Below are 24291 nucleotides of genomic sequence, written 5' to 3' on the forward strand. Positions count from 1 at the left end.
CCCCCACGGAGCACCCGGCCGATCGCCGTTACCGGGGCCTCAGGTCGCGGTCGGCGCCCCCGGGTGGGAGGCCCGGCCGCCGGACAGGTCGGCCAGCGGCGCGCTGCCCAGCACTCCGCCGAGCAGCCCGCCGGAGCTCGGGCTGGACTTGGACCCCGGCCCCGCGCCGCCGGCACCCGGGGTGCTGCGCGACGCGGGTGCCGTGCCGCCCGGGCCGGTGGGCGGCGCGGGCGCGGCCGGGGAGGCGCCCGACCCGGCCTCCGCCCTGCCCGAGTGCCCCTTGCCGCTCGGCGTCGGGGTGGCGGGCTTGGCGGGCGGCGTGGTGGCCGGGGTGGTCGCGCTCGGGGTCGGGGTGGCCGGGCGCGGGGCGGCGGGCGGGGGTGTGGTGGACGTGCCCTTGCCGCCGCCGGCGGCGCCGGACGGACTGCCGGACGGCCAGACCGGGGTGCCGTAGTCGGTGGCCGGACGGTCCGGCGCCTGGTGCGCCCGGGCGCCGGTGCGGACGGCGGCGCCGAGCATCGAGCCGAGCAGCAGGGTCAGGCCGACCACGACCGTGGTGACCACGGCGCCGCGGCGCAGCACCCGGCGGCGCAGTGCCCCGGAGGTGTCCGCGCCGAACCGGCGCCAGGCCTCCAGGCCGAGCCGCCCGTCCAGCGAGGCGAACGGCGCCCCGGCGATCAGCAGCGGGCTCCACGCCGCGAGGAAGATCAGGTCCGGGGTGTCGTAGACCGGGACGGCCCGCCAGCTGACGGTGAACAGCAGCGCGGCGGAGAGCGCCATCGCGGCGCCGGCGGCGAGCCGCTGCCAGAGGCCGAGGACGGTCAGCACGCCGACCACGATCTGGGTGAACGACACCGCCAGGCCGGCGCCCACCGGGTGCGCCATGGCGAAGGCCAGCAGCGGCTCGGCGACCTTCCAGGGGTGCAGCGAGGAGAGCCAGCGCATCATCGAACCGCGCTCGCCGCCGTCGAAGTACACCGGGTCGCAGAGCTTGCTGAACCCGGCGTAGACCGAGAGCGAGCCGAGGACGGCGCGCAGCGGCAGCAGCACCAGGCCGAGGTCGACCCGGCGGCCGGGGTACCAGGGCTGCTTGCCCGCGGCGTCGGCGGCGGAGACCTCGGGCAGCTCGCCGCTCGGGGTCCAGCCGTGCGGCTCGCCGACCGGGCCGACGCCCGCGTCGGTGGCGGTGCCGGCGCCCTCGCGGGGCTGGCGCGGGACGGCCCGGGCGCCCGCGAGGGAGGGGAGCGCCCGGGTGTCCGGCTCGACCAGGCGGACGCCGCCGGCCGGGGTGCCGCCGAGGCGTACCGCTTCCAGCAGCTGGGTGGCCGCGAGGTCCCCGGGGGGTGCCTGGCCGGTCCAGGTGACGGCGGTGACCCGGCCCTTGCGGCGCGGCGCGCCGCCGGCCCCGGCCCCGGCCAGCGCCGGGACGGCGGAGGCGGGCACGACGACCTGCGGGGTGACCAGCGGACGGCGGATCAGGCCCTGGTTGGCGTACGGGTCGCCGAACGCGGCGCCGGTGGACAGCAGTCCGGCCGGGGCCTCGATCAGCGGCGCCGTCGGGGCGCCGAGCCGCAGCCGGAAGCTCGCCTGGGTGCTGCTGAGCCGCGAAGGGTCCGACTCCACCTTGACGGTGTTGAGGGCGGGGCCCGCGTCTATCCCGGAACTGCCGTTGCCGAACAGGGGGCGCCGAGGTGTTCTGGTGTCCACGCCCGTCTAACCGGGTGACGGCCGCTTAGGACACTCTGCCGGGTGGATGTCCGGCGCACACTTGAAGTGATCATGAAAAAAGCGATCGGGCCCGATCGGGCCCGATCGCCTTCCACTCGGATTGCGGGGAATTCGGAAGATCGCCTGCGCTCCGCGCCCCGGCCGTGCTCAGCACCAAGCGCTCGGCACCGAGCTCCAAGCACCAAGCGCTCAGCGCTCAGCGCTCAGCGCTCAGCACTCAGCTCTCAGCGCTTGGCGCGCAGCCGCGCGGCCTCGTACAGCACGATGCCCGCCGCGACACCGGCGTTCAGCGACTCGGTCAGGCCGGACATCGGGATCCGGACCCGCATGTCGCAGGTCTCCGAGACCAGCCGGGACAGGCCCTTGCCCTCGCTGCCCGCGACGATCACCACCGGACCGGTCAGCAGCTCCAGGTCGCCGATCTCGGCCTCGCCGTCGGCGGCCAGGCCGACCACCATCAGGCCGGCCTTCTGGTAGGCCTCCAGGGCGCGGGTCATGTTGGTGGCCCGGGCGACGGGCAGCCGGGCCGCGGCGCCGGAGGAGGTCTTCCAGGCACCGGCGGTCATGCCGGCCGCGCGGCGCTCGGGGATGACCACGCCGTGCGCGCCGAAGGCGGCGGCGGAGCGGACCACGGCGCCCAGGTTGCGCGAGTCGGTCACGCCGTCCAGCGCGATGATCAGCGCGTCCTGGCCGGCGTCGGCGGCGTCCGCCAGGAGGTCCTCGGGGTGCGCGTACTCGTACGGCGGCACCTGGAGCACCAGGCCCTGGTGGTTCATCCCGCCGGTCATCTGGTCCAGCTGGGGCCGCGGGGCCTCCATCAGCGGGATGCCGCGGTCGTTGGCGGCCTGGAAGGCGTCACGGACCCGGTCGTCGGTGTCGATGAACTGCTGGACGTACAGCGCGTTGGCCGGCACGTCGCCCTGCAGGGCCTCGACCACCGAGTTGCGGCCGAAGACCAGTTCGGCGCTGCCCGCGCCGCCGCGGCCGCCGCGACCGCCGCCGCCGGCCCGGCGCATGCCGGCCCGGGCCTTGGCGTCCCGCTCGCGCTTGATCGCGGCGTTGGCGGCGCGCTGCTTGGGGTGACCCTTGCGCTCCGCACCGGGCGGGGTCGGACCCTTGCCCTGGAGCGCCTTCCGGCTGTGCCCGCCGGTACCGACAGACGCGCCCTTCTTCGATCCGGGGTTGCGGCGGTTCCTGCGCTGGCTGTTGCCGGCCATGGCTGTACTTCCTGTCTGTCCGGCATGCCCCGACCGCCCCGGTCTGCCCGGTGGCCGCCGACGACATGCGTACGTCATGCGGGAGGGCCGCACCGGTCCGGTACGGCCCACCCATCACCCCGATCGTCGGATGGGGTTACTGGCTGTTGATCGTCCAGCGCGGGCCGGACGGGGTGTCCTCGATCGCCAGCCCGGCCAGGCCGAGCTGGTCGCGGATGGCATCCGCGGTGGCGAAGTCCTTGCGCTCGCGCGCCGCCTGCCGCTGGTCCAGGACCAGGCGGACCAGCGAGTCGACCACACCGTGAAGGTCCTCGCCGCGCTCCGTCCCGGCCCAGTGCGGGTCGAGCGGGTCGAGGCCCAGTACACCGAGCATCGCACGGACCTCGGCCAGTCGCGCCACCACGCTCTCCTTGTCGTCCGCGTTCAGGGCGCTGTTGCCCTGGCGGACGGCGGTGTGCACGACGGCCAGCGCCTGCGGGACGCCGAAGTCGTCGTCCATCGCCTCGGCGAAGGCCGGCGGCACCTCGGGCGCCGCGTCGACCGTGCCGCAGCGCTCGACGGCGCGCTGGATGAAGCCCTCGATCCGGCCGAAACCGGCCTCGGCCTCGCGCAGCGACTCCTCGCTGTACTCGATCATCGAGCGGTAGTGCGGGGCGGCCAGGTAGTAGCGGAGCACGATCGGCCGCCACGCCCGGACCATCTCGGAGACCAGCACCGAGTTGCCCAGCGACTTGCTCATCTTCTCGCCGGCCATGGTGACCCAGGCGTTGTGCACCCAGAAGTTGGCGAAGTCGTCGCCGTAGGCCTTGGACTGGGCGATCTCGTTCTCGTGGTGCGGGAAGATCAGGTCCAGCCCGCCGCCGTGGATGTCGAAGGCCGCGCCCAGGTACTTGTGGGCCATCGCCGAGCACTCCAGGTGCCAGCCCGGACGGCCGGGGCCCCACGGGGTCTCCCAGCTCGGCTCGCCCGGCTTGGCGGCCTTCCACATCGCGAAGTCGCGCTGGTCCCGCTTGCCGGTCTCGCCCTCGCCCTCGGGCTGGCGCAGGTCGTCCAGCTTCTGGTTGGAGAGCGCCAGGTAGCCGGGGTACGACCGCACGTCGAAGTAGACGTTCCCGTCGGCCGCGTAGGCGTGGCCCCTGGCGATGAGCCCCTGCATCATCGCGATCATCTCGGGGATGTGCCCGGTGGCCCGCGGCTCGACGGTCGGCCGCAGGCAGCCGAGCGCGTCGTAGCCGTCGTTGAAGGCGCGCTCGTTCTCGTAGCCGATCTGCCACCACGGCGTGCCGAGCTCGCGCTCCTTGGCGATGATCTTGTCGTCGATGTCGGTGACGTTCCGGGCGAAGGTCACCTGGTAGCCGCGGTAGGCGAACCACCGCTGCATGATGTCGAAGTTGAGGTACGACCGGATGTGCCCGATGTGTGGCGCCGACTGGACGGTAGCGCCGCACAGGTAGATCGAGACACAACCCGGTACAAGCGGGACGAAGTCGCGTACCTGGCGGGTGCTGGTGTCGTACAGACGAATGCTCACAGCGTCAAGCGTAGTGGGCAGCAGGGGGTGCCCCGCCACATTCCCCGGGACAACGGGGGCGTGATCCCGGGGAAACAGTGGCCCGCGGGCGGGGTCAGATGCTGCCGAGCACCTTGCGCGGGGTGAGCCGGACGACCACCCGGACGTCGTCCGGACCGTCCCAGGTGTACTTGTCCACGCCGCGGTACTTGGCGGCCAGCTCGTCGATCAGCTCCCGGCCGCCCTCGGTGGTCAGCGAGACCTCGCCGCGGGCCTCCAGGTACTCGTACGGGTCCTCCGACGGGTTGACGAGGATCGAGACCCGCGGGTCCCGCTCCAGGTTGAGGTGCTTGCGGCGGCCCTGGACGGTGGAGAACAGGATGTCGTCGCCGTCCCGCTTGACCCAGACCACCGAGGCCTGGGGGCTGCCGTCGGGCTGGATCGTGGAGACCACGGCGAAGCTCTTGTCGTCGAGCAGCGCCTTGGCACGGTCGGAGAGCTGGGCGGTCACGGATTACCTCTTCTCGTCGGCGGTTCGGCCCGAGCGGAAGCCCGTACGGGCCCGAGCCGAACAGTAGCGACTCGGGCCCCGAGGACACCGGGTGAACACCCGTCAGGGGCGGTTTCTTCCCGCCCGCTCACCGCGACCGGCTCAACGCCGTTCGTACACCAGGGCGGTGGCGATCGCGGCCAGCCCCTCGGCCCGGCCGGTCAGGCCCAGTCCGTCGGTGGTGGTGCCGGAGACGGACACCGGGGCGCCGACCGCCCCGGACAGCGCCGCCTGCGCCTCGTCCCGCCGCTTGCCGATCTTCGGCCGCACGCCGATCACCTGGACGGCGACGTTGCCGATCTCGAAGCCCGCCTCGCGGACCAGCCGGGCCGCCTCGCCGAGCAGCTTCACCCCGGAAGCGCCGGCCCACTCCGGGCGGTCGGTGCCGAAGTGGGCGCCCAGGTCGCCGATCCCGGCGGCCGAGAACAGCGCGTCGCAGGCGGCGTGGGCGGCGACGTCGGCGTCCGAGTGCCCGGAGAGCCCGGCCCCGGCGTCCGGCCAGTCCAGCCCGGCCACCCGGAGCGGGCGGCCGGCCTCGAAGGCGTGCACGTCGGTGCCGATCCCCACCCGGGGGATCACGGGGGTGGTCTGCGGGTCAGTAGGCATCGGCGGCCCTCCTGCGGGCGAGTACGGCCTCGGCGAGCACGAGGTCCAGCGGACGGGTGACCTTGAACGCCTCCTCGTGGCCGGGCACCACGACGACCCGGCCGCCGTAGCGCTCGACCAGGCCGGCGTCGTCGGTGACCGGCGGTGCGTCGGCGGTGCCGTCGCTCTCCTCGGCCAGCGCCTTGGCGTGCACCTCGACCAGGGTGGCGCGGTCGAAGCCCTGCGGGGTCTGCACCGCGCGCAGGGTGGCGCGCTCGGGCGTGTCGAGCACCGGCTCGGGACCGCCCGGGTTCGGCTCGACCCGCTTCACCGTGTCGGCCAGCGGCACCGCGGGCACCACGGCCCGCGCCCCGGCCCGGACGGCGGCCGCGACGGCGTCCACCACCTCGACCGGGACCAGCGGGCGGGCCGCGTCGTGCACCAGCACGATCCCGACCTCGTCCGGGATCGCGGCCAGGCCGAGCCGGACCGACTCCTGGCGGGTCGCCCCGCCGGCCACCACCCGGATGTCCTTGTCGTCCAGCCCGTGGCTGTCCAGCAGGGCGACCACCTCGGCCACCCCGTCGGCGGGCGCGGCGACCACGACCAGGCCGACCGCCCGGCTGCGGGCCAGGGCCCGGACGGCGTGCACCAGGAGCGGCACACCCCCCAGTTCCCGCAGGGCCTTCGGGGCCCCCGGCCCCAGCCGCTCACCGCGTCCGGCGGCGGGCACCACTGCTGCTGCGACTGCTCCTGACGCGTTCAGGTTTCACTCCTTCGGCGAAGTGGGTATGGCCATGGCGTGCCCGGCGGGCGCACCGGGCCCCTTCCGAAGAACCACGGTCCACCGCCCGCCGCACAGCTCCGCATGCTCCCCGCAACAGCGGGAGCCGAAACGGTCTTGCCGGCCTCGGCCGGCCAGGGCGGGTGGCGTGGTCCGGACATGCCTCAGCGCCCGAAGTGCCAATGCACCACTCCCGGACGGTTCGTCCGAGGAGCGGCGCGCCGGCACCGGGCGCTGTGAGCGTTGGGCGGCAGCCCGACCGCACTGCGGTGGCGCGCGCTACGAGGCGAGGACCTCGTCGAGCAGCGTCTCCGCCTTGTCCTCGTTGGTGTTCTCCGCCAGCGCGAGCTCGCTGACGAGGATCTGGCGCGCCTTCGCGAGCATTCGCTTCTCGCCGGCCGAGAGGCCGCGCTCGCGCTCGCGGCGCCAGAGGTCGCGAACGACCTCGGCGACCTTGATGACATCACCCGAGGCGAGCTTCTCCAGGTTCGCCTTGTAGCGACGGGACCAGTTGGTCGGCTCTTCCGTGTACGGTGCCCGCAGCACCTCGAAGACCCGGTCCAGACCCTCCTGGCCGACTACATCGCGCACACCGACGAACTCCGCGTTCTCGGCGGGCACGCGGAGCGTCAGGTCTCCCTGCTGCACCTTGAGCACCAGGTAGGTCTTGTCCACACCTTTGATCTGGCGAGTTTCGATGGCCTCGATCAGCGCGGCCCCGTGATGGGGGTAGACCACCGTGTCGCCAACCTTGAACGTCATGTGACAGGACCCCTTCCGTGGCTTTCCAGAATAACACGCTTCTCGGCACACTCGAAGGGCGTTTTCGCAGGTCAGGGCCGGTCTCGGGGCTTGACAACGACCCCCATGACGTGCTGCGACCGGTGTTCGAGAACGGCTTCCCGCAGGTCGGAGGCGGTTCCGGGGTTGGACGAAACCCTTGCGCAACACCCCCGCAACCATGATTGGATCTTGAGCTTTCACCCCTTTTCGGGTCGCGGCCGAATCGTTATTCGATCTTGGTCGAACCTTGTCCGTCGAGTGACCTGGACACGTCGAGCGTGCCGCCGGACGGCCCCCCGGCGGCCCCCGGGAGTGCGACACGGGGGCCACCCCGTGAGGAGCGCATAAGTGAGGTCGATAATCTGAGACCTGACCTACCGACACGTGACTTAGGAGAAGCCGCCGCCGTGAGCCGCAGCCTTCGACGCGGCAGCATCGCCGCCATCGCCGCCATCGCCATCGCCTCGCTGTCCTCCTGCGCCGCCGGCAACACGCCGGATACCTTGCAGATCAAGCCCGACAACGCTGCGGCGACCCTCGGGACCAACCTCCGGCTGAACAACATCGTGGTCGTCACCGGGGAGAACACCGCGGGCGACTACACCGGTGCCGCCAACGTGGTCGTGAACATCGCGAACACCGCGAACATCCCGGCCGAGCTCCAGTCCGTCACCGTCGGCGGTGCCGCTGCCACCTTCGCGGACGCCGCCGGCGCTCCGCTGTCCAGCATCGTCGTCCCGGCCGGTGGCGCGGTGGCGATCGGCGGTCAGGGCAACCCGTCCGCCACCGTCGCCTCCGCGACCGTCCACATCGGCGGCTTCGCCCCGACCGTCTTCACCTTCAAGGACGGCCAGAAGGTCGAGGCCCAGGCCGGCGTGAACCCGAACCTCGGCCTCTACAACGGCTACGGGCCGACCCCCTCGCCGACCGCCACCCCCGCCAAGACCACCACCCCGGCCACCGGCGCCACCACCCCGGGGGCGCCGACCACCGGTGCCGCCGTCCCGACCGGCACCACCGCTCCGGCCGTCCCGGCCGCGCACTGACGCCGTACCCCGCCCCCGGCGGGCCCTCCAGGGCCCGCCGGAGCGACGCGAAGGCCCCCTCCGGCTGCTGCCGGCGGGGGCCTTCCGCGTGGTCGGGACGGTTTACGGCTCGAACTTGTAGCCCAGGCCGCGGACGGTGACCAGGTAGCGCGGCGCGCCCGGGTCCGGCTCGATCTTGGCCCGCAGGCGCTTCACGTGGACGTCCAGGGTCTTGGTGTCGCCGACGTAGTCCGCGCCCCACACCCGGTCGATCAGCTGCATCCGGGTGAGCACCCGGCCCGCGTTGCGCAGCAGCATCTCCAGCAGGTCGAACTCCTTCAGCGGCAGGTCGACCTTGGCGCCGTCCACGGTCACCACGTGGCGGTCCACGTCCATCCGGACCGGGCCCGCCTCCAGGGCGCCCGGGCCGCCGCCGTTGTCGCCCGCGCCGCCGTCCTCGCCGCGGCGGCGCAGCACCGCGCGGATCCGCGCGACCAGCTCGCGGGTGGAGTACGGCTTGGTGACGTAGTCGTCAGCGCCTATCTCCAGGCCGACGACCTTGTCGATCTCGCTGTCCTTGGCGGTCACCATGATCACCGGGACGTTGGAGCGCACCCGGAGCTGGCGGCAGACCTCGGTGCCCGGCAGGCCCGGCAGCATCAGGTCGAGCAGGACGAGGTCGGCACCGTTGCGTTCGAACTGCTCCAGGGCGTCGGGGCCGGTGGCGGCGACGGCCACCTCGAAGCCCTCCTTGCGGAGCATGTACGAGAGGGCGTCGCTGAACGACTCCTCGTCCTCGACCACCAGTACTCGGGTCACGATCAGGCCTCCGGGGCAAGCTGAGGGGTTGTGTCTGACAGGTGTTGTTTCCGTTCCCCGGCGGGGAGCGGACGGTCCGTACGGGCCGTGGTGAGGGTTCGGGGTGCGGCGGCGGGCCCGGCGGGGTCGCCGCCCGGCGCGCGGTCCGGCGCGTCGTCGGGACCGTCGAACGCGTCGGACTCGTCGTCGAACACGTCGTCGGGCTCGTCCTCCGTCGGTGCCTGCCCGGCGGGCAGGCGGACGGTGAAGGTCGAACCCTGGCCCTCGACGCTCCACACCGAGACGGTGCCGCCGTGCGAGGCCGCGACGTGCTTGACGATGGACAGGCCCAGGCCGGTGCCGCCGGTCGCCCGGGAGCGGGCGGGGTCGACGCGGTAGAACCGCTCGAAGACCCGCTCGCGGTCCTTCTCGGAGATGCCGATGCCCTGGTCGGTGACCGAGATCTCGATGAGCTCGCCGTCCGCCTCCCCGAGCGCCGCGGCGCTGGAGATCCGGCGGGTGGCGATGGCCACCCGGGTGCGGGGCGGGCTGTAGTTGACGGCGTTCTCGACCAGGTTGCCGAGCGCGGCGGCGAGCTGGCCGCGGTTGCCGTGCAGGTAGAGGCCGGCGATGCCGCCCGCCGCGATCAGGATCTGCTTGGCGGCGGCCTGCTGGCGGCAGCGGTCGATCGCCTCGGCGATCAGCTCGTCCACCGCGACCGGCTCCGGGTCGACCATCAGCCGGTCGTCCTGGACCCGGGAGAGGTCGATGATCTCCTGCACCAGGCTGGCCAGCCGGGCCGCCTCGACCTGCATCCGGCCGGCGAAGCGCTGCACCGCCTCCGGGTCGTCGGACGCGTCGACGACCGCCTCGGAGAGCAGCGACAGGGCGCCGACCGGGGTCTTGAGCTCATGGCTGACGTTGGCCACGAAGTCCCGGCGGACGGCTTCCACGCGGCGCCGCTCGGTCTGGTCCTCGACCAGCACCAGCACCAGTCGGGAGCCCAGCGGGGCCACCCGGACGGAGACCGCGAGCGGCTCCGCCGCGCGGGCCGCGCCCGGCCGGGGCACCTCCAGCTCGACCTGGCGGATCTCGCCGTCCCTGCGGGTGGCGCGCGCCAGCCCGAGCATCTGGTCCACGGCGACGGCGCCACCGCGCACCAGGCCCATCGCGTACGCCGCCGAGCTGGCCTTGACCACCTCGTCGCCCTCCCCCAGCACGATCGCGCAGGAGCGGAGCACGGAGAGCACGGTGTCGACCCCGGGCGGCAGCGGCGGCTCGGGGTTGCCGGTGCCCAGTGACTGGTACCGGCCGGGGTTCCTGCCGCCGGTTGCGCTGTACCTGCCCCTGGCCTGCTCGCGCTCGCTCCAGCGGAAAGCGATGGAGGCGGTGAGGCCGACGCCGAGCCCGGCTATGGCACAGGCAGCGGCGGCGGCCACGTTCACGTCCATGTGGCCAGCGTAAGCGCACGACCAGGGCCGTCCCCATGCACTGGGTCAAGGCATCCACCGCGCGTTGCCGAGAATTCACCTTCAGGTAGCTGTCGATTCACCGTAGCGGCCGTGCACCGTCGCCCTGGCGGCGGAAAGTTGGCCGGGCAGCCCGTGTGGGAGAGATCGGTGTGCCGAACAGCGGCCATCGGCTCGGGTGTGCGCGTACGATGCGCGCCACCAGCAGCGGTCACCCGGACACCGGAACGACGGTCGTACGGGCTGACCGGTCGGCACCGCCACCGACACAGCTACTGAGGAGAGAACATGCGCGACGCGTACCACGAGGAACTCGATGCGATCGGCGACAGCCTGGTCGAGATGGCCCGGCTGGTCGGATCGGCGATGGGCCGGGCCACCACCGCCCTCCTCGACGCGGACCTGGCGCTGGCGGAGAGCGTGATCGCCGCCGACGAGAAGGTCAACGAGCTCCACCACGAGCTGGAGAACCGGGCCATCGACCTCCTCGCCCGCCAGCAGCCGGTCGCCACCGACCTGCGCATCGTCGTCACCTCGCTGCGGATGAGCGCCGACCTGGAGCGCTGCGGCGACCTCGCCCGGCACGTCGCCAAGGTCGCGCGGATGCGCTACCCCGACACCGCCGTGCCGAGCGACCTGCACTCCACCGTCCTGGAGATGGGCCAGCTCGCCCAGCGCCTGGTGGCCAAGGCCGGCCTGGTCATCGCCACCAAGGACGTCGACAAGGCCCTGGAGATGGAGCAGGACGACGACGCGATCGACACCCTGCACCGCGAGCTGCTGTCGCACCTGATCGACGAGCGCTGGCACCACGGCATAGAGACCGCCGTCGACATCACCCTGGTCGGCCGCTACTACGAGCGCTTCGCGGACCACGCGGTGTCGGTCGCCAAGCGCGTGGTGTACCTGGTGACGGGCGAGCACGTGGCCGAGTTCGTGGCCGCCACCGAGGCCGCCGAGGCCGCGCCGGTCGACTGACCGCCGGTCCGGGCTCACCCCGAGGGGTGAGTAAACCTGTGGCAAGGGTGGTGCGGGCGCACGGACTTCCGTGCGCCCCACCACTGCGCGCCCGTTGACGCTCATCCGTTCGACGGCTTCACTCGACATTGGGGGCACAGGACTGTGCCCGTCACAAGGAGGGAAGCTCGATGAAGGCCAACCCGTCCCGACCGGCAACCGCCCACAACTCCGTCGAGCCACCCGCCCCGAAGCTGCTTCCCGTCCTCGCGGCCGGCTGCGGCTGCGGCCCGGGCTGCGGCTGCGGCTGCCAGTCCGGCGCGCCCTGCCAGTGCGGAGGCGCCGACGGCGGCTGCTGCGGCGGCCACTGAACGCGGCACCGCCCGAGGAGCTCCCGAGGTGCACGGCCCACCGGCGACCGTGCACCTCGCGCGTTCCGGCCCGCCCGACCGGCGCCTTCCGGCCCGCCCGACCGCTCGCCCGCTCACCCTCCCGCGGGCCTTCCGCGGGCCTTCCGCGGGCCTTCCGCAGGTCAGAACCGGACGTCGGAGCAGGAGTAGAAGGCGTTCCCGGTGTCGGAGATCGTCCAGACCGCGACGACCACCTGGTGCCCGGTGCGCCCGCCCGGGACGGTCGCGGTGTGGCTGAGGGTGCTCGGCACCTGCTTCCCGCCGTACGGGACGGTCAGGAAGGGCGTCAGGTCCAGGTTGGCGCGGGTGACCGGCTGGCTCGCGTCGTAGCCCGGCTTGGTCATGTAGTACCGGAAGTCGGCGGTCGCGTGCCGGGCGGTGAACGTCCAGGTGAAGGTGAGCTGCTGGCCCGCCGTCACCGGCGTGGTCGGCCAGGCGCCGCCGTGGGGGTCGTCCAGCTCGGCGAAGCGCGCGTTGCCGCCGGCGCAGATGGTGCCGTCCGAGGGGCCGAGGGCCGGGAAGCCCTTGGGGCCCTCGACGCTCTGCGGCTCCCACTGGATGTCACCGCAGTCCCACGGGACGCCGTCCACGTGGGTGTCGCAGAGCGCGGCCCGGCTGGGCGGGGTCGAGATCCAGCCGTGGGACGAGGCCGGGAAGGCGAGGGTCAGCGGGATCGCCAGCGCGGCGACGGCGGCCCCGACGATGTGACGTGTGCGCATGGTGCTCCTCCGTGGGGGTGGATGGAGTGTGCGCCGGGGGCGCGGACGCGCGCGCGTGGGGGTGCGGCGGCCCGGACGGGGAGATCCTGGCATGCCTGCGCCAGTCCGGTGCCCTCACGGTAGGAGTCGCCGACCGAGCCCGTCAATGGTCTGAACCAGTTTCCCATTCACCGCCCAACTCCCCTACCGGACAGCCCGGTTGAACCCGAACCGACCCAAAACGAACCGCCCGAGAACGAACGAAGCCCCGCCCCCGGTCGGACCGGGGGCGGGGCCGTAGCGGCAAGCGGCTTACTTCTTGCCCTGGTTCTTGACGGCCTCGATGGCGGCCGCGGCGGCGTCCGGGTCGAGGTAGCGGCCGCCCGGGGTGACGGGCTTGAAGTCGGCGTCCAGCTCGTACACCAGCGGGATGCCGGTCGGGATGTTCAGGCCGGCGATGGCCTCGTCGGAGACGCCGTCGAGGTGCTTGACCAGCGCGCGCAGGCTGTTGCCGTGAGCGGTGACCAGCACGGTCCGGCCGGCGGCGAGGTCCGGGACGATGGCGTCGTACCAGTACGGGAGCATCCGCTCCACGACGTCCTTCAGGCACTCGGTGCGCGGACGCAGCTCGCTCGGGATCTCGGTGTAACGGGCGTCGCCGGCCTGCGAGTACTCGGAATCGTCGGCCAGCACCGGCGGCGGGGTGTCGTACGAGCGGCGCCACAGCTGGAACTGCTCCTCGCCGAACTCGGCCAGGGTCTGGGCCTTGTCCTTGCCCTGGAGCGCACCGTAGTGGCGCTCGTTCAGCCGCCAGCTGCGGCTGACCGGGATCCAGTGGCGGTCGGCCTTGTCCAGGGCGATCTGCGAGGTGCGGATGGCGCGGCGCAGCAGCGAGGTGTGCAGCACGTCGGGGAGCAGACCCTCGGCGGCCAGGAGCTCGCCACCGCGGGCGGCCTCCTTCTCGCCCTTCTCGTTGAGGTCGACATCGACCCAACCGGTGAACAGGTTCTTCTGGTTCCACTGGCTCTCGCCGTGGCGGAGCAGGATGAGTCGGTACGTCGTGTCAGCCATGGCCCCCAGCTTAGTGGGGGCCCGGAAAACCCCTGGTGGGGACCTTCGACCAATGTGTAATGTGTGCCTCGCGCATCTGACACTTACATGCGTCGGCTGACCGGGCCTGCCGCACCGATCGGCGGACGCCTGCCCCCGGGAGCCCCCACATGCTCGTCACCGCCGGTTTCCGAAGAATGATCCAGGAGACGGCGGGCGGGCTGCCGCGTCAGTTCTGGTGGCTCTGGGTCTCGACCCTGGTCAACCGGCTCGGCGCCTTCGTGGTCACCTTCCTCGCGCTCTACCTCACCAGCAGCCGCGGGTACTCGGCCACCTACGCGGGCCTGGTCGCCGCCCTGTTCGGCCTCGGCTCGGCGGCCTCCGCGATCATCGCCGGCGTGCTGACCGACCGGATCGGACGCCGTCCGACCCTGCTCGCCGCCCAGCTCGGCACCGCACTGTTCACCGCCGTGCTCGGCTTCACGGACGGTCAGGTGGCGATCGCGGTGGTGGCCTTCCTGGTGGGCTTCTGCAACAACGCCACCCGGCCGGCCATCTCGGCGATCATCGCGGACATCGTCCCGGTCGCCGACCGGGTCCGCGCCTACTCACTGAACTTCTGGGCGATCAACCTGGGCTTCGGCCTCTCCTCGGCCGTCGCCGGCCTGATCGCCAGCCACGGCTACCTCACGCTCTTCCTGCTGGACGCGCTCTCCACGGCGCTCTGCGCGGTGGTGATCTTCGTCAGGATCCCGGAGACGAAGCCCGATGTCCGGACGGCGAAGGCCGACGAACCGGCGGTCGGCCTCGGCACCGTGTTCCGCGACCGCCGCTTCATGGCCGTGGTCGGCCTCACCCTGCTGCTCGCCCTGGTGCTGCAGCAGGGCGCCACCACCCTCGCGGTGGACATGGGCCGCCGGGGGATCACGTCCACCGAGTACGGCCTGGTCATCGGCCTGAACGGGCTGCTGATCGTCCTGCTGCAGATCCCGCTCACCCGGTGGGTCGAGAGCCGCAGCCGGTCGGCCATGCTGGCGGCGGCCTCGCTGTTCATCGGCTGGGGATTCGGGCTGACGGCCCTGGCCGGGTCGTCCGCGTGGTTCTACGCCGGCACGGTGGCGGTCTGGACGGTCGGGGAGATCCTCTACACGCCGACCCTCATGGGCCTGATCGCCGAACTGTCGCCGACCCATGCCCGCGGGCGCTACCAGGGCGTCTACTCGCTCGCCTGGTCGCTCGCCTCGTTCCTCGGCCCGGCCGTCGGCGGGGTGCTGCTGGAGCGGGCCGGCGGCGGGGCGCTGTGGGGTGCGTGCGGAGTCTGCGGCACGGTCGCCGCGGCCGGCTACCTGCTGCTGGGCAAGCGGACCGGCGCCGCGCAGGGCATCCGGCCCGGCGGGACCGTCGTCATGGTCCCGGCGCCCGCGGCGGAACCCGCCGGGAAGACCCCGGCGGGCGCCTGACCGAACGGGTCGGTCCGCACGGGTCAGTCCGCGTCCGGGGCGTCCGCCGGCGGCTCCTCCGGGGCGGCCAGGTGGGCGAAGGCGGCCAGGTTGCGGGTGGACTCCCCGCGCTTGGTCCGCCACTCCCACTCCCGGCGGATCGCCGTGGCGAAGCCCAGCTCCAGGAGGGTGTTGAACGGCTCGTCCGCGTTCTCCAGCACCGTCCCGAGCAGCCGGTCCACGACCTGCGGGGTGAGCGCCTCCAGCGGCAGCCGGCCGGCCAGGTAGACGTCGCCGAGCGCGTCGACCGCGTAACCGACGCCGTACAGCCGGGTGTTGCGCTCCAGCAGCCAGCGGTAGACGGCCTCGTGGTTCTCGTCCGGACGGCGGATCACGAAGGCGTTCACCGACAGGGTGTGGTCGCCGACCCGCAGGGCGCAGGTGGTGCTCAGCTTCCGGGTGCCCGGGAGGGCCGCCACCAGCGTGTACGGGTCGGTGGCGGCCGGTTCCCAGGCCACCCCGGCGTCGTCCAGGGCGGTGCGCAGGAGGGTCAGGGCCTCGTCCTTGGTGCGGATTGCCATGGGGGTGACGTTACTCGCCGGTACCGGGCGGGCGCAGCCCCGGCCGGTCGGCGCGCGGGCCGCGCGACGTTCCGCCGGGCCGCCCCGGGCCGGTCGGCGACGGGCCGGCCGAGGGCCGGGCAGTCCCGCACTCAGGCCAGTCGGCGACGGGCCGCGGCCAGCCGGCCGGCCGGCCGGGCCATGCTGCCCGCGTACACCTCGGCGGTGGTCGCCGCCGCGGTGTCCCAGCCGAAGCCGGCCGCGTGCCGGGCCGCCGCCGCGCCGCGCCGCGCCACCAGACCCCGGTCGGTGATGTACGGCTCCAGCGCGTACGACCAGTCCAGCGGGTCGTGGCCCTGCACCAGGGTGCCGGTCTCGCCGTCCCGCACCGCGACCGGCAGCCCGCCGACCGCGGCCGCCACCACCGGGGTCCCGCAGGCCTGCGCCTCCAGCGCGACCAGCCCGAAGGACTCGCTGTACGAGGGCATCACCAGGGCCGTCGCCGCCCGGTACCAGTCGGCGAGCAGCTCCTGGCCGACCGGCGGGTGGAACCGCACCACGTCGGAGATGCCCAGCTGGGCGGCGAGCTTGTGCAGGCTCTCCGGCCGGGCCAGCCCGGTGCCGGACGGCCCGCCGACCACCGGCACCACCAGGCGCTCGCGCAGCTCCGGGCGCCGGGCCAGCAGCGCGGCGACCGCCCGCAGCAGCACGTCCGGGGCCTTCAGCGGCTGGATCCGGCCCGCGAACAGCAGCACCGCGGCGTCCTGCGGCAGGCCCAGCCGGGCCCGTGCGGCGGCGGGCGTCCGCGGCCCGCCGGGACGGAAGACGTCCAGGTTGACCCCGGGGTGGACGACGGCCAGCTGGTCCGGCCGGGCGGCGTAGTGCAGCGCCAGCTCGGCGGCCTCCTCGGTGGTGTTGGCGATCAGCCGGTCGGCCGCCTCCACCACCTGGGTCTCCCCGATCACCCGGGCCGCGGGCTCGGGCGTGTCGCCCGCGGCCAGCGCGGCGTTCTTGACCTTCGCCATGGTGTGCATGGTGTGCACCAGCGGCACCCCCCAGCGCTGCGCGGCCAGCCAGCCGACCTGCCCGGAGAGCCAGTAGTGCGAGTGCACCAGGTCGTAGTGGCCGGGGCGGTGGCCCGCCTCCGTCCGCAGCACCCCGTGGGTGAAGGCGCACAGCTGGGCCGGCAGGTCCTCCTTGATCAGGCCCTCGTACGGCCCGGCGGTGACGTGGCGGACCAGCACGCCCGGGGCCAGCTCGACCGTCGGCGCGTCGTCCGAGCAGATCGACCGGGTGAACACCTCGACCTCGATGTTGAGGTCGGCCAGGCGCTTGGCCAGCTCGACGATGTAGACGTTCATCCCGCCGGCGTCCCCGGTGCCGGGCTGGTGCAGCGGCGAGGTGTGGACGCTCAGCATGGCGATCCGGCGCGGACGGCGGCGGCCGGGGACGAGCGACTGGAGCCGGGCGCGCGCGGGGGCGGCCGACTGGGCACGGCGGACCGAACGGACGGGGTGCTGGATCACCTGGCTGAAGCCTCCTCTGTGCTGCCCGTCGAGGCGGTCCGTACCGGGCCGCCCGTTGTCCGGTGTGCGCTGCCCCGTCCCGGGCACACATCACCACCAGTCTGCCAACCACACGGACCGCGCTCGGCATTCCCGCCCCGGCCCACCGGCCGGGGCGGTCGCCATCGCCCCAGGTCAGCGCGGTGCCGCCGACGGCCCGACTACCCTTCTGGGCATGGCTGCCTCCTTCGAACCCGTTCCCGCCGCGCCCGCCCGCGGACGGACCGGGCGACCGGTGGGGACGGTCACCCGGGGCACCACCAACACCAACCGGCTGCGCCGGATGGACCGCTGGATCGCCCACACCCTCGGCCGCGCGCTGCGCGCCGCCGAGCGCCCGCCGGTCGCGGTGGACCTCGGCTACGGCGCGGCGCCGTGGACCGCCGTCGAGCTGGCCGGGCGGCTGCGCACGGTGCGGCCGGACGTCCGGGTGGTCGGGATCGAGATCGAGCCGGAGCGGGTCGCCGCCGCGCTGCCGTACGCCGAGCCGCCGCTGCTCACCTTCCGGCGCGGGGGCTTCGAGGTGCCGCTGGACGGCGGCGCGCCGGCCCAGCTGATCCGGGCCGCCAACGTGCTGCGGCAGTACGACGAGTCGGCGGTCGCCGGGGTGTGGGAGCGGCTGTGCGCGCGGCTCGCCCCGGACGGGCTGCTGGTCGAGGGCACCTGCGACGAGATCGGGCGGCGGCACGTCTGGGTCGCGCTCGGTCCGGAGGGGCCCCGGACGGTGACCTTCGCGGCCCGGCTGGGCGGCCTCGGCCAGCCCTCCGACCTGGCCGAGCGGCTGCCGAAGGCGCTGATCCACCACAACGTGCCCGGACGGCCGGTGCACGCCTTCCTGACCGACTTCGACCGGGCCTGGGCGGCGGCCGCGCCGTACGGGGCGTTCGGGGCGCGGCAGCGCTGGGTGGCGGCCTGCACGGCGCTGGCGGGCGGCTGGCCGCTGGTGGACGCGCGCGGACGGTGGCGGCAGGGCGAGGTCACGCTGCCCTGGTCGGCGCTCGCGCCGTAGCGGCGGGGTCGGCGCCGCGGCGGCGGGCGGCGCCGTAGCGGCGGGCCGCCGCGGTGCTGCCGGGTTCGGGGGCGCGCACATGCCAGCGAGCGCCGGAGCTGGTGACCGACCCGATGCATTCACTCGAACGAGTTATCGAATATCTCTGGCGTGTTGACGCCTCGACACGCCACCATGGACCCGGCCGAGCGGCGACACCACGCCCCACCCGGCCGTCAGGCGCCCCGCTCGGGCAGCTCCCGCCGAGCCCGTTCGAACACCCCGTACATCTCCGACCCGAACAGCACGAACCGCACCTCCGCCAGCTCCGCACCCGCCTCCACGTCACCGCCGCCCAGCACCTCCGCGACGGTGCCGAGCGCGATCCGGGCCGCGTCCGCCGGCGGCCAGCCGTAGATCCCGGCCGACACGGCCGGGAAGGCCACCGTGCGCGCGCCGAGCGCCACCGCGGTGCGCAGCGACTCGCGATAGCAGGAGGCCAGCAGCTCCGCCCGCTCCTCGTACTCCTCCGCCCGGTAGACCGGCCCGACGGTGTGCACCACCCACCGGGCCGGCAGCCGTCCGGCCGCCGTCGCCACCGCCCGTCCGGTGGGCAGCCCCCTGCCCCAGTGCGAGGCGCGCAGCCGGCGGCACTCCTCCAGGATCTGCGGCCCGCCCTTGCGGTGGATCGCGCCGTCCACCCCGCCACCGCCCAGCAAGGACGAGTTGGCGGCGTTCACCACCGCGTCCACCGGCTGTTCCGTGATGTCACCCTCCACCAGGGTGATCCGCTCCACCATCGCCCGCTCCCTCTTCCGGACCGCCCGGCATCCGCCGGGACGGAACCGATTCGACGTCCGAGTCCAGTCACCGCACCGCCACCGGCGTGGCAATAACCACAACGGCGCCGGTCGGCCGGAGAAATCCCCGGAGATCACGTTATGGTCGCGAGAAGTTCCCCGACGCGCGGTGCCAGGCGGGCACTGCGGACGGACGCCGGCCGTTACGCAGTCGGGGAAAGGGAGGAACCACCGATGCCCGCAACGGGAGACGGGCGGGCACCTGGTGCCGCGGACCTGCCGGGCGCCCACGACGGCGCCCGCGTCGGCCATGCCCGCGGCCGTGCCACGACCGGACCGGCCACGGCGACTTCCCCGATACCTCACCCCCGCTCACGGGCCGCGCACGCCTCCCACCCGTCCCACATCCCCGACCCGGCCGGCCCCGCCGCGGCGGACGGGCCCGCCGACGGCACACCGCTGCGACTGCTGGTCATCGAGGACGACGCCTCGGACGCCCAGCTGATCAAGGCCGCGGTGGCCGACAGCGGCACCTCGATCGAGATCCACTGGGCCCGCGGCCTGGACCAGGCCACCGAACTGCTCGCCCCGCCCGCACCCTGGGCCCGGCGCGGGCGCTCCCGCACCCCCGAGTTCGGCTGCGTGCTGCTCGACCTCGCCTCGCCCGCCGACCTGCCGCACCCGTCCGACCCCTCGGACGGGCTGGAGGGCCTGCACGAACTGCTCCGCCGGGCCCCGCACACCCCGGTCGTGGTGCTCACCGACGCCGCGGGGGCCGAACTCGGCGCGGCCGCCGTCGCGGCCGGCGCCCAGGACTTCCTGCTCAAGCACGAGACCGACGGCCCGCTGCTCGCCCGTGCCCTGCGCTACGCCGTCGAGCGCAAGCGCGCCGACGAGTCCCAGCGCCGCCTGGTCGAGGCCGAGTTGCGCGGCCAGGAGAACGCCCGCCTCCAGCGCCACCTGCTGCCCACCCCGCTGCTCGACGGCGCCGGGCTCTCCTTCACCCGGCGCTACCGCCCCGGCCGCCGCCGCGCGCTGCTCGGCGGCGACTTCTACGACGCCGTGCGCACCGACGACGGCACCGTCCACGTCGTGATCGGCGACGTCTGCGGCCACGGCCCGGACGAGGCCGCGCTCGGCGTCGCGCTCCGGATAGCGTGGCGCACCCTGGTCTTCGCCGGCCTCACCGGCGAGACCCTGCTCACCACCCTCCAGCACGTGCTGGAGCACGAGCGGCGCAGCGACGAGATCTTCGCGACGCTCTGCATGCTGGTCATCGAGCCCGGCGGCAGCGGCAGCGACCTCGGCTCGCTCGGCGCCGGCGAGCGGGCCCGGCTCTACCTCGCCGGGCACCCGGCGCCGCTGCTGCTCGGCCGGGACCACGAGCCGATCTCGCTGCCCTCCGACCTCGCCGGGCCCGCGCTCGGCCTGCTGCCGTGCCACGACGGGCAGGCCGCCTGGCCCGCCCACGAGGTCGAACTGCGGGCCGGCTGGCGGCTGTTGCTCTACACCGACGGGCTGATCGAGGGCCGGGTCGGGGCCGGGTCCCGCCGCCTGGGCCAGGACGGGCTCGCCGACCTGGTCGGCGACCACCAGGCCGCCGGGCTGACCCGGGGGCGGCTGGTCGACAGCGCCATCGCCGAGGTCGAGGAGCTGAACGGCGGGGCGCTGACCGACGACGTCGCGGTACTGCTGCTGGAGCGCAACCCGGTGCAGCTGATCCTCGGCTGACGGGCCGGGTACGTGGTGGGCGCACGGCGGCCCGGGCGGGGGTACACCCCCCCCGGGCCGCCGCGTCGTCCGCCGCCGGGGCTACCAGGGGCCGTACGGACCGGTGTTGCTCCGGCCGCCCCGGCCGCCGCTGCCTCCGGTCAGTGCCCGGATCGCCGGGCGGACGTCCACCACGTAGACGATCGAGGCGACCAGACCGGCCAGGGTGCCGATACCGGTGAAGAAGTTCACCCCGAACAGGAAGTCCCAGCCGAAGGAGATCGCCAGGATCGCCACCCAGAAGCCCTTGGTCTTCTTGTCGGCCGCCCGGTAGGCGTCCTCCCGGCGGGTGACCGCGTCGGCCAGGGCGAACAGCTTGTAGCCGAGGATGGCGATGGTCGCCCACCAGATCGGGTTCAGATAGGAAAAGGCCAGAATCTGCAACACTCCGACCATTTCGATCTCCTCTGCTCTCGACTCCGGCACTGCGACCGCCGCCCATCCTGGCACGACGACCGTCCACGACGGGGTCAACGTCCTACGGTCACCTACTGTGCCCCTCGGGGCACCACGTCACTCCGCGGCGTCGGCGGCGCCCTTGCGGGCCCGGGCGGGCTTCTTCGGAGCGGGCTCGGCACCGCCCTCCGCGGCCGGCGCGGGCTCGGCCGGCTCCACGACCTCGACCGGCTCCACGGTCAGCTCGGGCCGCTCGGACGGCTCGCCCTCCTCCGAGGCTCCCGGGCGGGCCTTGTCCACCACGACCTTGCCGCGCTCGGCCAGCTCGTCGTAGGTCTCCTTGGCCTTCACCGCCAGCTCGACCGCGCGGGCCACCTGCTGCAGCGCGAAGCCCTGGGCCCGCTCCTGCAGGGCCTTGAGGTCCGTCGGCATGCCGGTGACGGTCTCGGTGACCTTGGCCTGCGCCCCGGTCAGCAGCGACTGCGCCTCCTGGAGCGTGGCGGTGGCCTTCTCCTGAGCGCCCTTGCGGTCGGCCGCCAGCGCCTCGACCCGGCCCGGCACCTCGCGCAGCTTCTCGTACGCGAGGTCCCCGGCGCCGGCCAGGGCGTACAGCGGGGTCGGGTCGCTGAGGGTCTTCTTGATCTCGTCGGTGATGGGCATGGTTACCGGTCCTCCCGGTGGGTGTTCTGGGTGGCTGGGCCGTCGGTCGTCGGGGTGGGTGCCGACGCGGCGTTCTCCTTGAGGAAGGCGTCGTAGACCGCGAGCAGCGCCTGCTTCTGCTGCTCGTTGATCAGCGGATCGGCCAGGATCGAGGCCCGCAGTTCCAGGCCCTCGCCCCGCCGCTCCTCCAGGATCCCGGCCTGGACGTACAGCGTCTCCGCCGAGATCCGCAGCGCCTTGGCGATCTGCTGGAGGATCTCCGCGCTCGGCTTGCGCAGCCCGCGCTCGATCTGGCTGAGGTACGGGTTGGACACGCCGGCGACCTCCGCCAGCTGCCGCAGCGAGTACTGGGCGTTGCGGCGCTGCTCGCGGATGTACTCGCCCAGCGAGCCGACGTTCAGTGAGGCCATGCGGACAGCCTGCAACACCCCGCTTGCACATGCAAGCAGGGTGCTAGCGGCAGCAAACGCGCGCGCCCCCGTCAGGCGTGGCCGGGGCCGGGCGGTCCGGGCGGTCAGGCCAGATGGGCGAGGAGGAGCTCGATGAGCCGTTCGGGGGTGCGCAGCGGGAGGTAGTGGTCGGCGTCCGGGACGAGGTGGCCGCGGGCGCCGGGGATGTCGTCGGCGAGCCTCCGGGCGATGGCCGCGATCTCCGGGTGGTCACGGTCGCCGTGGACGACCAGGGTGGGCGCGACGACCGTGCCCAGGAGCGGCTCGGCCGCCCGGGCCGGGGCGCCCGCGAGGTGGTGCTCGCTGACGATCCGGCGGGCCGCGTTCTCCTCGACCATCGCCGCGATCAGCTCGCCGCCCGGTGCGCCGCGGCCCAGGGCGGCCCAGACGGAGAGCTCCAGCTCGGCCAGCTCCGCCGCGTCGCCACGGCGCCGGGCGTCGGCGTAGGCGGTGGTCTCCGGGGACGGCGGCCAGTCGTGGCCGCTGACCGAGGCGCCGACCAGGCCGAGCGCGGTGACCCGGTCGGGGTGGGCGAGGGCGAAGTCCAGGGCGGTCTCCCCGCCCATGCTCAGACCGACCAGCGCGACACCGGGCAGACGGAAGTGGTCCAGGACGGCGCCCAGGTCCGCGACGTCGTCGAAGGCCTGCTCCGGCGTGCTGGAGCGGCCGAGGCCGCGGGCGTCGTAGCGGATCACGTCGTGGTGGCGGGCGAGCGCCGGGGCGACGGCGTCCCACAGCCGGGAGTCCATGCCGGAGCCGTGCAGCAGCACCACCGGGCTGCCGGCTCCTCGGCGCTCCGCCCACAGCCGGCCGCCGCCGGGGGCCGGGACGTGGACCGCGCGGACCTGTTCCGCGGGGACGTGCTCCGCGGGGACGTGGACCCCGGAGCCGGTGGCTTCGGAGCCGGGGGCGTCAGGGGCAGGGGCGTCGGGGTGCGGGCTCATGCGGTGATCCTTCCAGAGCCCCGGCGAGGCCCGCCGGTCAGCCGGACTCGGGCAGCCGGACCGGCATCAGCACGGAGAAGGTGCCCGAACGGCCGGGCGTGCGGACGGCCAGCGGGGCGATCGGGCCGCCGAGTTCGAGGAGCAGCTGCCCGGGGCGGCCGGCGTCGAGGGCTTCCAGCAGGAAGTCCCGGTTGACGGCCAGTCGGTAGCCCTCGGGGGCCGGATCGTCGGCGACCGTCAGGCGGCCGTCCCCGGTCAGGGTCAGGACGGTGACCTCGCAGTCGGCGCCGTCCGGGCCGGAGGGCAGGGTACGGGTGGCCCCGGCCGCCACGGCCGCCCGCAGTTCGGCGGCGGAGAGGGTGATCCGGTGCTCCGGCGCGAGCCGGGTGACGGCCCGGTGGTCGGGGTAGTCGAAGTCCAGCGCGGCGCCCTCGATCCGGTGCTCCCCGACCTCGGCCCGGACCGGACCGCCGCCGAGGGTGAGCGCGACCTCCGCCGCCCCCGAGCCGAGCAGCGCGCGCAGCGCGTCCACCAGCGCGGTCGGGACGACCGTGCCCGCCACCGGCCGCTCGGGCGTGTCACCGGCGGCTGACACCTCGGCGAGGGCCATCCGGTAGCGGTCGGTGGCGACCAGGCGCAGCACCGGCCCGTCGGGCTCGAAGAGCACGCCGGCGAGCGAGGGCAGCTCCGGGTCCCCGCAGACCGCGAAGCGGACCGCGTCCAGGGCGGCCGCGAGCTCTTCGGCCGGGACGGTGAACCGGAGTCCGGCGGGGGTGGTGGTCATCGGCTGCTCCCTCTGGTCGATCATCGCGTGGATCAGGGAGAGCTCGCGGCGGGCGTCGGCGAGGCCGTCCTCCAGACGGCGCAGATGCGCGTCGAGCACCTGCCGGGCCTCCTCGCCGCCGGGTGCGGCGCCGAGCACGGCGCGGACGTCCGTCAGCGGCAGGCCCACCCGGCGCAGCCTGGCCAGCAGCCGGGCGTCGGCGAGCTGGCCGGGCCGGTACCAGCGGTAGCCGGTCTGCGGATCGACCCAGGCGGGGGTGAGCACCTCGGCGCCGTCGTAGTAGCGCAGGGTGCCGACGCCCAGTCCGCTGGCGCGGGCCAGTTCGCCGATGCTGTGCAGCTCGCTCTCCATGCCGGTGACTCTGCGGGCTCG

Annotated in this window: 25 protein-coding genes; 6 read left to right on the forward strand and 19 right to left on the reverse strand. The window is 74.0% G+C overall.

From position 1 onward, the window contains the following. Nucleotides 1-39 precede the first annotated feature (39 nt). From ACWGKU_RS16805 to ACWGKU_RS16835, 7 genes are all read right to left on the reverse strand, one after another. Nucleotides 40-1707 carry a DoxX family membrane protein gene (locus tag ACWGKU_RS16805; RefSeq protein ID WP_452180903.1) on the reverse strand — a complete coding sequence of 556 codons (1668 nt, stop codon included), beginning with the start codon at nucleotides 1705-1707 and terminating at the stop codon, nucleotides 40-42. Nucleotides 1708-1952: 245 nt separating this feature from the next. Continuing rightward, nucleotides 1953-2945, reverse strand: coding sequence for a 23S rRNA (guanosine(2251)-2'-O)-methyltransferase RlmB (gene rlmB / locus ACWGKU_RS16810; protein ID WP_380551249.1), 993 nt, complete (start codon nucleotides 2943-2945; stop codon nucleotides 1953-1955). Between the two features lie 136 nt (nucleotides 2946-3081). Further along, nucleotides 3082-4476: a cysteine--tRNA ligase gene (cysS, locus tag ACWGKU_RS16815; protein ID WP_401053711.1), complete on the reverse strand. Its 1395-nt coding sequence runs from the start codon at nucleotides 4474-4476 to the stop codon at nucleotides 3082-3084. A gap of 94 nt (nucleotides 4477-4570) precedes the next feature. Beyond that, a complete protein-coding gene (locus tag ACWGKU_RS16820) occupies nucleotides 4571-4966 on the reverse strand; it encodes a PPOX class F420-dependent oxidoreductase (RefSeq protein WP_359913744.1) in 396 nt (131 codons plus the stop codon). 141 nt (nucleotides 4967-5107) lie between these two features. Further along, nucleotides 5108-5611 carry a 2-C-methyl-D-erythritol 2,4-cyclodiphosphate synthase gene (gene ispF, locus ACWGKU_RS16825; protein ID WP_380551255.1) on the reverse strand — a complete coding sequence of 168 codons (504 nt, stop codon included), beginning with the start codon at nucleotides 5609-5611 and terminating at the stop codon, nucleotides 5108-5110. Beyond that, on the reverse strand, nucleotides 5601-6356 hold the full coding sequence (ispD, locus tag ACWGKU_RS16830) for a 2-C-methyl-D-erythritol 4-phosphate cytidylyltransferase (RefSeq protein ID WP_360343805.1): 756 nt from the start codon (nucleotides 6354-6356) through the stop codon (nucleotides 5601-5603). Before ispD ends, ispF begins: the two co-directional genes overlap by 11 nt. Nucleotides 6357-6653: 297 nt before the next feature. Further along, the gene (locus tag ACWGKU_RS16835) at nucleotides 6654-7136 is read right to left on the reverse strand and encodes a CarD family transcriptional regulator (RefSeq protein ID WP_014136563.1); all 483 of its coding nucleotides are present in this window, start codon (nucleotides 7134-7136) and stop codon (nucleotides 6654-6656) included. 428 nt (nucleotides 7137-7564) lie between these two features. On the opposite strand from ACWGKU_RS16835, the gene ACWGKU_RS16840 reads away from it, so the two are divergent. Next, a complete protein-coding gene (locus tag ACWGKU_RS16840; protein ID WP_452180902.1) occupies nucleotides 7565-8203 on the forward strand; it encodes a DUF461 domain-containing protein in 639 nt (212 codons plus the stop codon). 102 nt (nucleotides 8204-8305) lie between these two features. Here the strand turns inward: ACWGKU_RS16840 and ACWGKU_RS16845 are convergent, their stop codons facing one another. Together ACWGKU_RS16845 and ACWGKU_RS16850 are read right to left on the reverse strand one after the other, a co-directional pair. Then, nucleotides 8306-9001, reverse strand: a complete 696-nt coding sequence (locus ACWGKU_RS16845; RefSeq protein ID WP_031069385.1) for a response regulator transcription factor — start codon at nucleotides 8999-9001, stop codon at nucleotides 8306-8308. 2 nt (nucleotides 9002-9003) lie between these two features. Beyond that, the gene (locus tag ACWGKU_RS16850; protein WP_401047325.1) at nucleotides 9004-10431 is read right to left on the reverse strand and encodes a sensor histidine kinase; all 1428 of its coding nucleotides are present in this window, start codon (nucleotides 10429-10431) and stop codon (nucleotides 9004-9006) included. A gap of 306 nt (nucleotides 10432-10737) precedes the next feature. On the opposite strand from ACWGKU_RS16850, the gene phoU reads away from it, so the two are divergent. Continuing rightward, nucleotides 10738-11427, forward strand: a complete 690-nt coding sequence (phoU, locus tag ACWGKU_RS16855; protein WP_359830323.1) for a phosphate signaling complex protein PhoU — start codon at nucleotides 10738-10740, stop codon at nucleotides 11425-11427. 170 nt (nucleotides 11428-11597) lie between these two features. Next, nucleotides 11598-11777, forward strand: coding sequence for a hypothetical protein (locus tag ACWGKU_RS16860; protein ID WP_452180762.1), 180 nt, complete (start codon nucleotides 11598-11600; stop codon nucleotides 11775-11777). 161 nt (nucleotides 11778-11938) lie between these two features. On the opposite strand, the gene ACWGKU_RS16865 is transcribed toward ACWGKU_RS16860, so the two are convergent. Further along, nucleotides 11939-12535, reverse strand: coding sequence for a lytic polysaccharide monooxygenase auxiliary activity family 9 protein (locus ACWGKU_RS16865; protein ID WP_359913730.1), 597 nt, complete (start codon nucleotides 12533-12535; stop codon nucleotides 11939-11941). A gap of 291 nt (nucleotides 12536-12826) precedes the next feature. After that, the gene (locus ACWGKU_RS16870; protein ID WP_452180761.1) at nucleotides 12827-13585 is read right to left on the reverse strand and encodes a phosphoglyceromutase; all 759 of its coding nucleotides are present in this window, start codon (nucleotides 13583-13585) and stop codon (nucleotides 12827-12829) included. Between the two features lie 149 nt (nucleotides 13586-13734). On the opposite strand from ACWGKU_RS16870, the gene ACWGKU_RS16875 reads away from it, so the two are divergent. Further along, the gene (locus ACWGKU_RS16875; protein ID WP_401047319.1) at nucleotides 13735-15024 is read left to right on the forward strand and encodes an MDR family MFS transporter; all 1290 of its coding nucleotides are present in this window, start codon (nucleotides 13735-13737) and stop codon (nucleotides 15022-15024) included. A 23-nt stretch (nucleotides 15025-15047) separates the two neighbouring features. Here ACWGKU_RS16875 and ACWGKU_RS16880 read toward each other — a convergent pair whose 3' ends face one another. Together ACWGKU_RS16880 and mshA are read right to left on the reverse strand one after the other, a co-directional pair. Then, complete coding sequence (locus ACWGKU_RS16880) at nucleotides 15048-15584, reverse strand: type III secretion system chaperone family protein (protein ID WP_401047316.1); 537 nt, start codon at nucleotides 15582-15584, stop codon at nucleotides 15048-15050. Nucleotides 15585-15715: 131 nt separating this feature from the next. Next, nucleotides 15716-17086, reverse strand: coding sequence for a D-inositol-3-phosphate glycosyltransferase (gene mshA, locus ACWGKU_RS16885; protein WP_401047331.1), 1371 nt, complete (start codon nucleotides 17084-17086; stop codon nucleotides 15716-15718). 217 nt (nucleotides 17087-17303) lie between these two features. Between mshA and ACWGKU_RS16890 the strand changes: the two genes are divergently transcribed. Then, nucleotides 17304-18137, forward strand: a complete 834-nt coding sequence (locus ACWGKU_RS16890) for a methyltransferase domain-containing protein (RefSeq protein WP_380553414.1) — start codon at nucleotides 17304-17306, stop codon at nucleotides 18135-18137. Nucleotides 18138-18352: 215 nt separating this feature from the next. Here ACWGKU_RS16890 and ACWGKU_RS16895 read toward each other — a convergent pair whose 3' ends face one another. After that, complete coding sequence (locus ACWGKU_RS16895; RefSeq protein ID WP_452180760.1) at nucleotides 18353-18916, reverse strand: O-acetyl-ADP-ribose deacetylase; 564 nt, start codon at nucleotides 18914-18916, stop codon at nucleotides 18353-18355. Between the two features lie 234 nt (nucleotides 18917-19150). Here ACWGKU_RS16895 and ACWGKU_RS16900 point away from each other — a divergent pair, with 234 nt between their 5' ends. Continuing rightward, nucleotides 19151-20647, forward strand: a complete 1497-nt coding sequence (locus ACWGKU_RS16900) for a PP2C family protein-serine/threonine phosphatase (protein WP_401051675.1) — start codon at nucleotides 19151-19153, stop codon at nucleotides 20645-20647. An 81-nt stretch (nucleotides 20648-20728) separates the two neighbouring features. Here ACWGKU_RS16900 and ACWGKU_RS16905 read toward each other — a convergent pair whose 3' ends face one another. The 5 genes from ACWGKU_RS16905 to ACWGKU_RS16925 form a co-directional block, all read right to left on the reverse strand. Beyond that, complete coding sequence (locus ACWGKU_RS16905; protein WP_380553786.1) at nucleotides 20729-21082, reverse strand: DUF2516 family protein; 354 nt, start codon at nucleotides 21080-21082, stop codon at nucleotides 20729-20731. Nucleotides 21083-21199: 117 nt separating this feature from the next. Further along, nucleotides 21200-21742, reverse strand: a complete 543-nt coding sequence (locus tag ACWGKU_RS16910) for a hypothetical protein (RefSeq protein ID WP_452180865.1) — start codon at nucleotides 21740-21742, stop codon at nucleotides 21200-21202. 2 nt (nucleotides 21743-21744) lie between these two features. Continuing rightward, nucleotides 21745-22152, reverse strand: coding sequence for a helix-turn-helix domain-containing protein (locus ACWGKU_RS16915; RefSeq protein ID WP_380553792.1), 408 nt, complete (start codon nucleotides 22150-22152; stop codon nucleotides 21745-21747). 104 nt (nucleotides 22153-22256) lie between these two features. Next, nucleotides 22257-23135 carry an alpha/beta fold hydrolase gene (locus ACWGKU_RS16920; RefSeq protein ID WP_452180864.1) on the reverse strand — a complete coding sequence of 293 codons (879 nt, stop codon included), beginning with the start codon at nucleotides 23133-23135 and terminating at the stop codon, nucleotides 22257-22259. Between the two features lie 37 nt (nucleotides 23136-23172). Continuing rightward, complete coding sequence (locus tag ACWGKU_RS16925; protein WP_359910429.1) at nucleotides 23173-24270, reverse strand: DNA polymerase III subunit beta family protein; 1098 nt, start codon at nucleotides 24268-24270, stop codon at nucleotides 23173-23175. Nucleotides 24271-24291: the final 21 nt, after the last annotated feature.

The organism is Kitasatospora sp. NPDC054768 (genome assembly GCF_053612025.1).

Excerpts from the sequence above, each read along its gene's own strand:
- rlmB (WP_380551249.1), bottom strand. The coding sequence starts at position 2,945 with ATGGCCGGCAACAGCCAGCGCAGGAACCGCCGCAACCCCGGATCGAAG.
- ispF (WP_380551255.1), bottom strand. The coding sequence starts at position 5,611 with ATGCCTACTGACCCGCAGACCACCCCCGTGATCCCCCGGGTGGGGATC.
- ACWGKU_RS16835 (WP_014136563.1), bottom strand. The coding sequence starts at position 7,136 with ATGACGTTCAAGGTTGGCGACACGGTGGTCTACCCCCATCACGGGGCC.
- ACWGKU_RS16850 (WP_401047325.1), bottom strand. The coding sequence starts at position 10,431 with ATGGACGTGAACGTGGCCGCCGCCGCTGCCTGTGCCATAGCCGGGCTC.
- phoU (WP_359830323.1), top strand. The coding sequence starts at position 10,738 with ATGCGCGACGCGTACCACGAGGAACTCGATGCGATCGGCGACAGCCTG.
- ACWGKU_RS16860 (WP_452180762.1), top strand. The coding sequence starts at position 11,598 with ATGAAGGCCAACCCGTCCCGACCGGCAACCGCCCACAACTCCGTCGAG.
- ACWGKU_RS16865 (WP_359913730.1), bottom strand. The coding sequence starts at position 12,535 with ATGCGCACACGTCACATCGTCGGGGCCGCCGTCGCCGCGCTGGCGATC.
- ACWGKU_RS16870 (WP_452180761.1), bottom strand. The coding sequence starts at position 13,585 with ATGGCTGACACGACGTACCGACTCATCCTGCTCCGCCACGGCGAGAGC.
- ACWGKU_RS16875 (WP_401047319.1), top strand. The coding sequence starts at position 13,735 with ATGCTCGTCACCGCCGGTTTCCGAAGAATGATCCAGGAGACGGCGGGC.
- ACWGKU_RS16880 (WP_401047316.1), bottom strand. The coding sequence starts at position 15,584 with ATGGCAATCCGCACCAAGGACGAGGCCCTGACCCTCCTGCGCACCGCC.
- ACWGKU_RS16890 (WP_380553414.1), top strand. The coding sequence starts at position 17,304 with ATGGCTGCCTCCTTCGAACCCGTTCCCGCCGCGCCCGCCCGCGGACGG.
- ACWGKU_RS16895 (WP_452180760.1), bottom strand. The coding sequence starts at position 18,916 with ATGGTGGAGCGGATCACCCTGGTGGAGGGTGACATCACGGAACAGCCG.
- ACWGKU_RS16900 (WP_401051675.1), top strand. The coding sequence starts at position 19,151 with ATGCCCGCAACGGGAGACGGGCGGGCACCTGGTGCCGCGGACCTGCCG.
- ACWGKU_RS16905 (WP_380553786.1), bottom strand. The coding sequence starts at position 21,082 with ATGGTCGGAGTGTTGCAGATTCTGGCCTTTTCCTATCTGAACCCGATC.
- ACWGKU_RS16910 (WP_452180865.1), bottom strand. The coding sequence starts at position 21,742 with ATGCCCATCACCGACGAGATCAAGAAGACCCTCAGCGACCCGACCCCG.
- ACWGKU_RS16915 (WP_380553792.1), bottom strand. The coding sequence starts at position 22,152 with ATGGCCTCACTGAACGTCGGCTCGCTGGGCGAGTACATCCGCGAGCAG.
- ACWGKU_RS16920 (WP_452180864.1), bottom strand. The coding sequence starts at position 23,135 with ATGAGCCCGCACCCCGACGCCCCTGCCCCTGACGCCCCCGGCTCCGAA.
- ACWGKU_RS16925 (WP_359910429.1), bottom strand. The coding sequence starts at position 24,270 with ATGGAGAGCGAGCTGCACAGCATCGGCGAACTGGCCCGCGCCAGCGGA.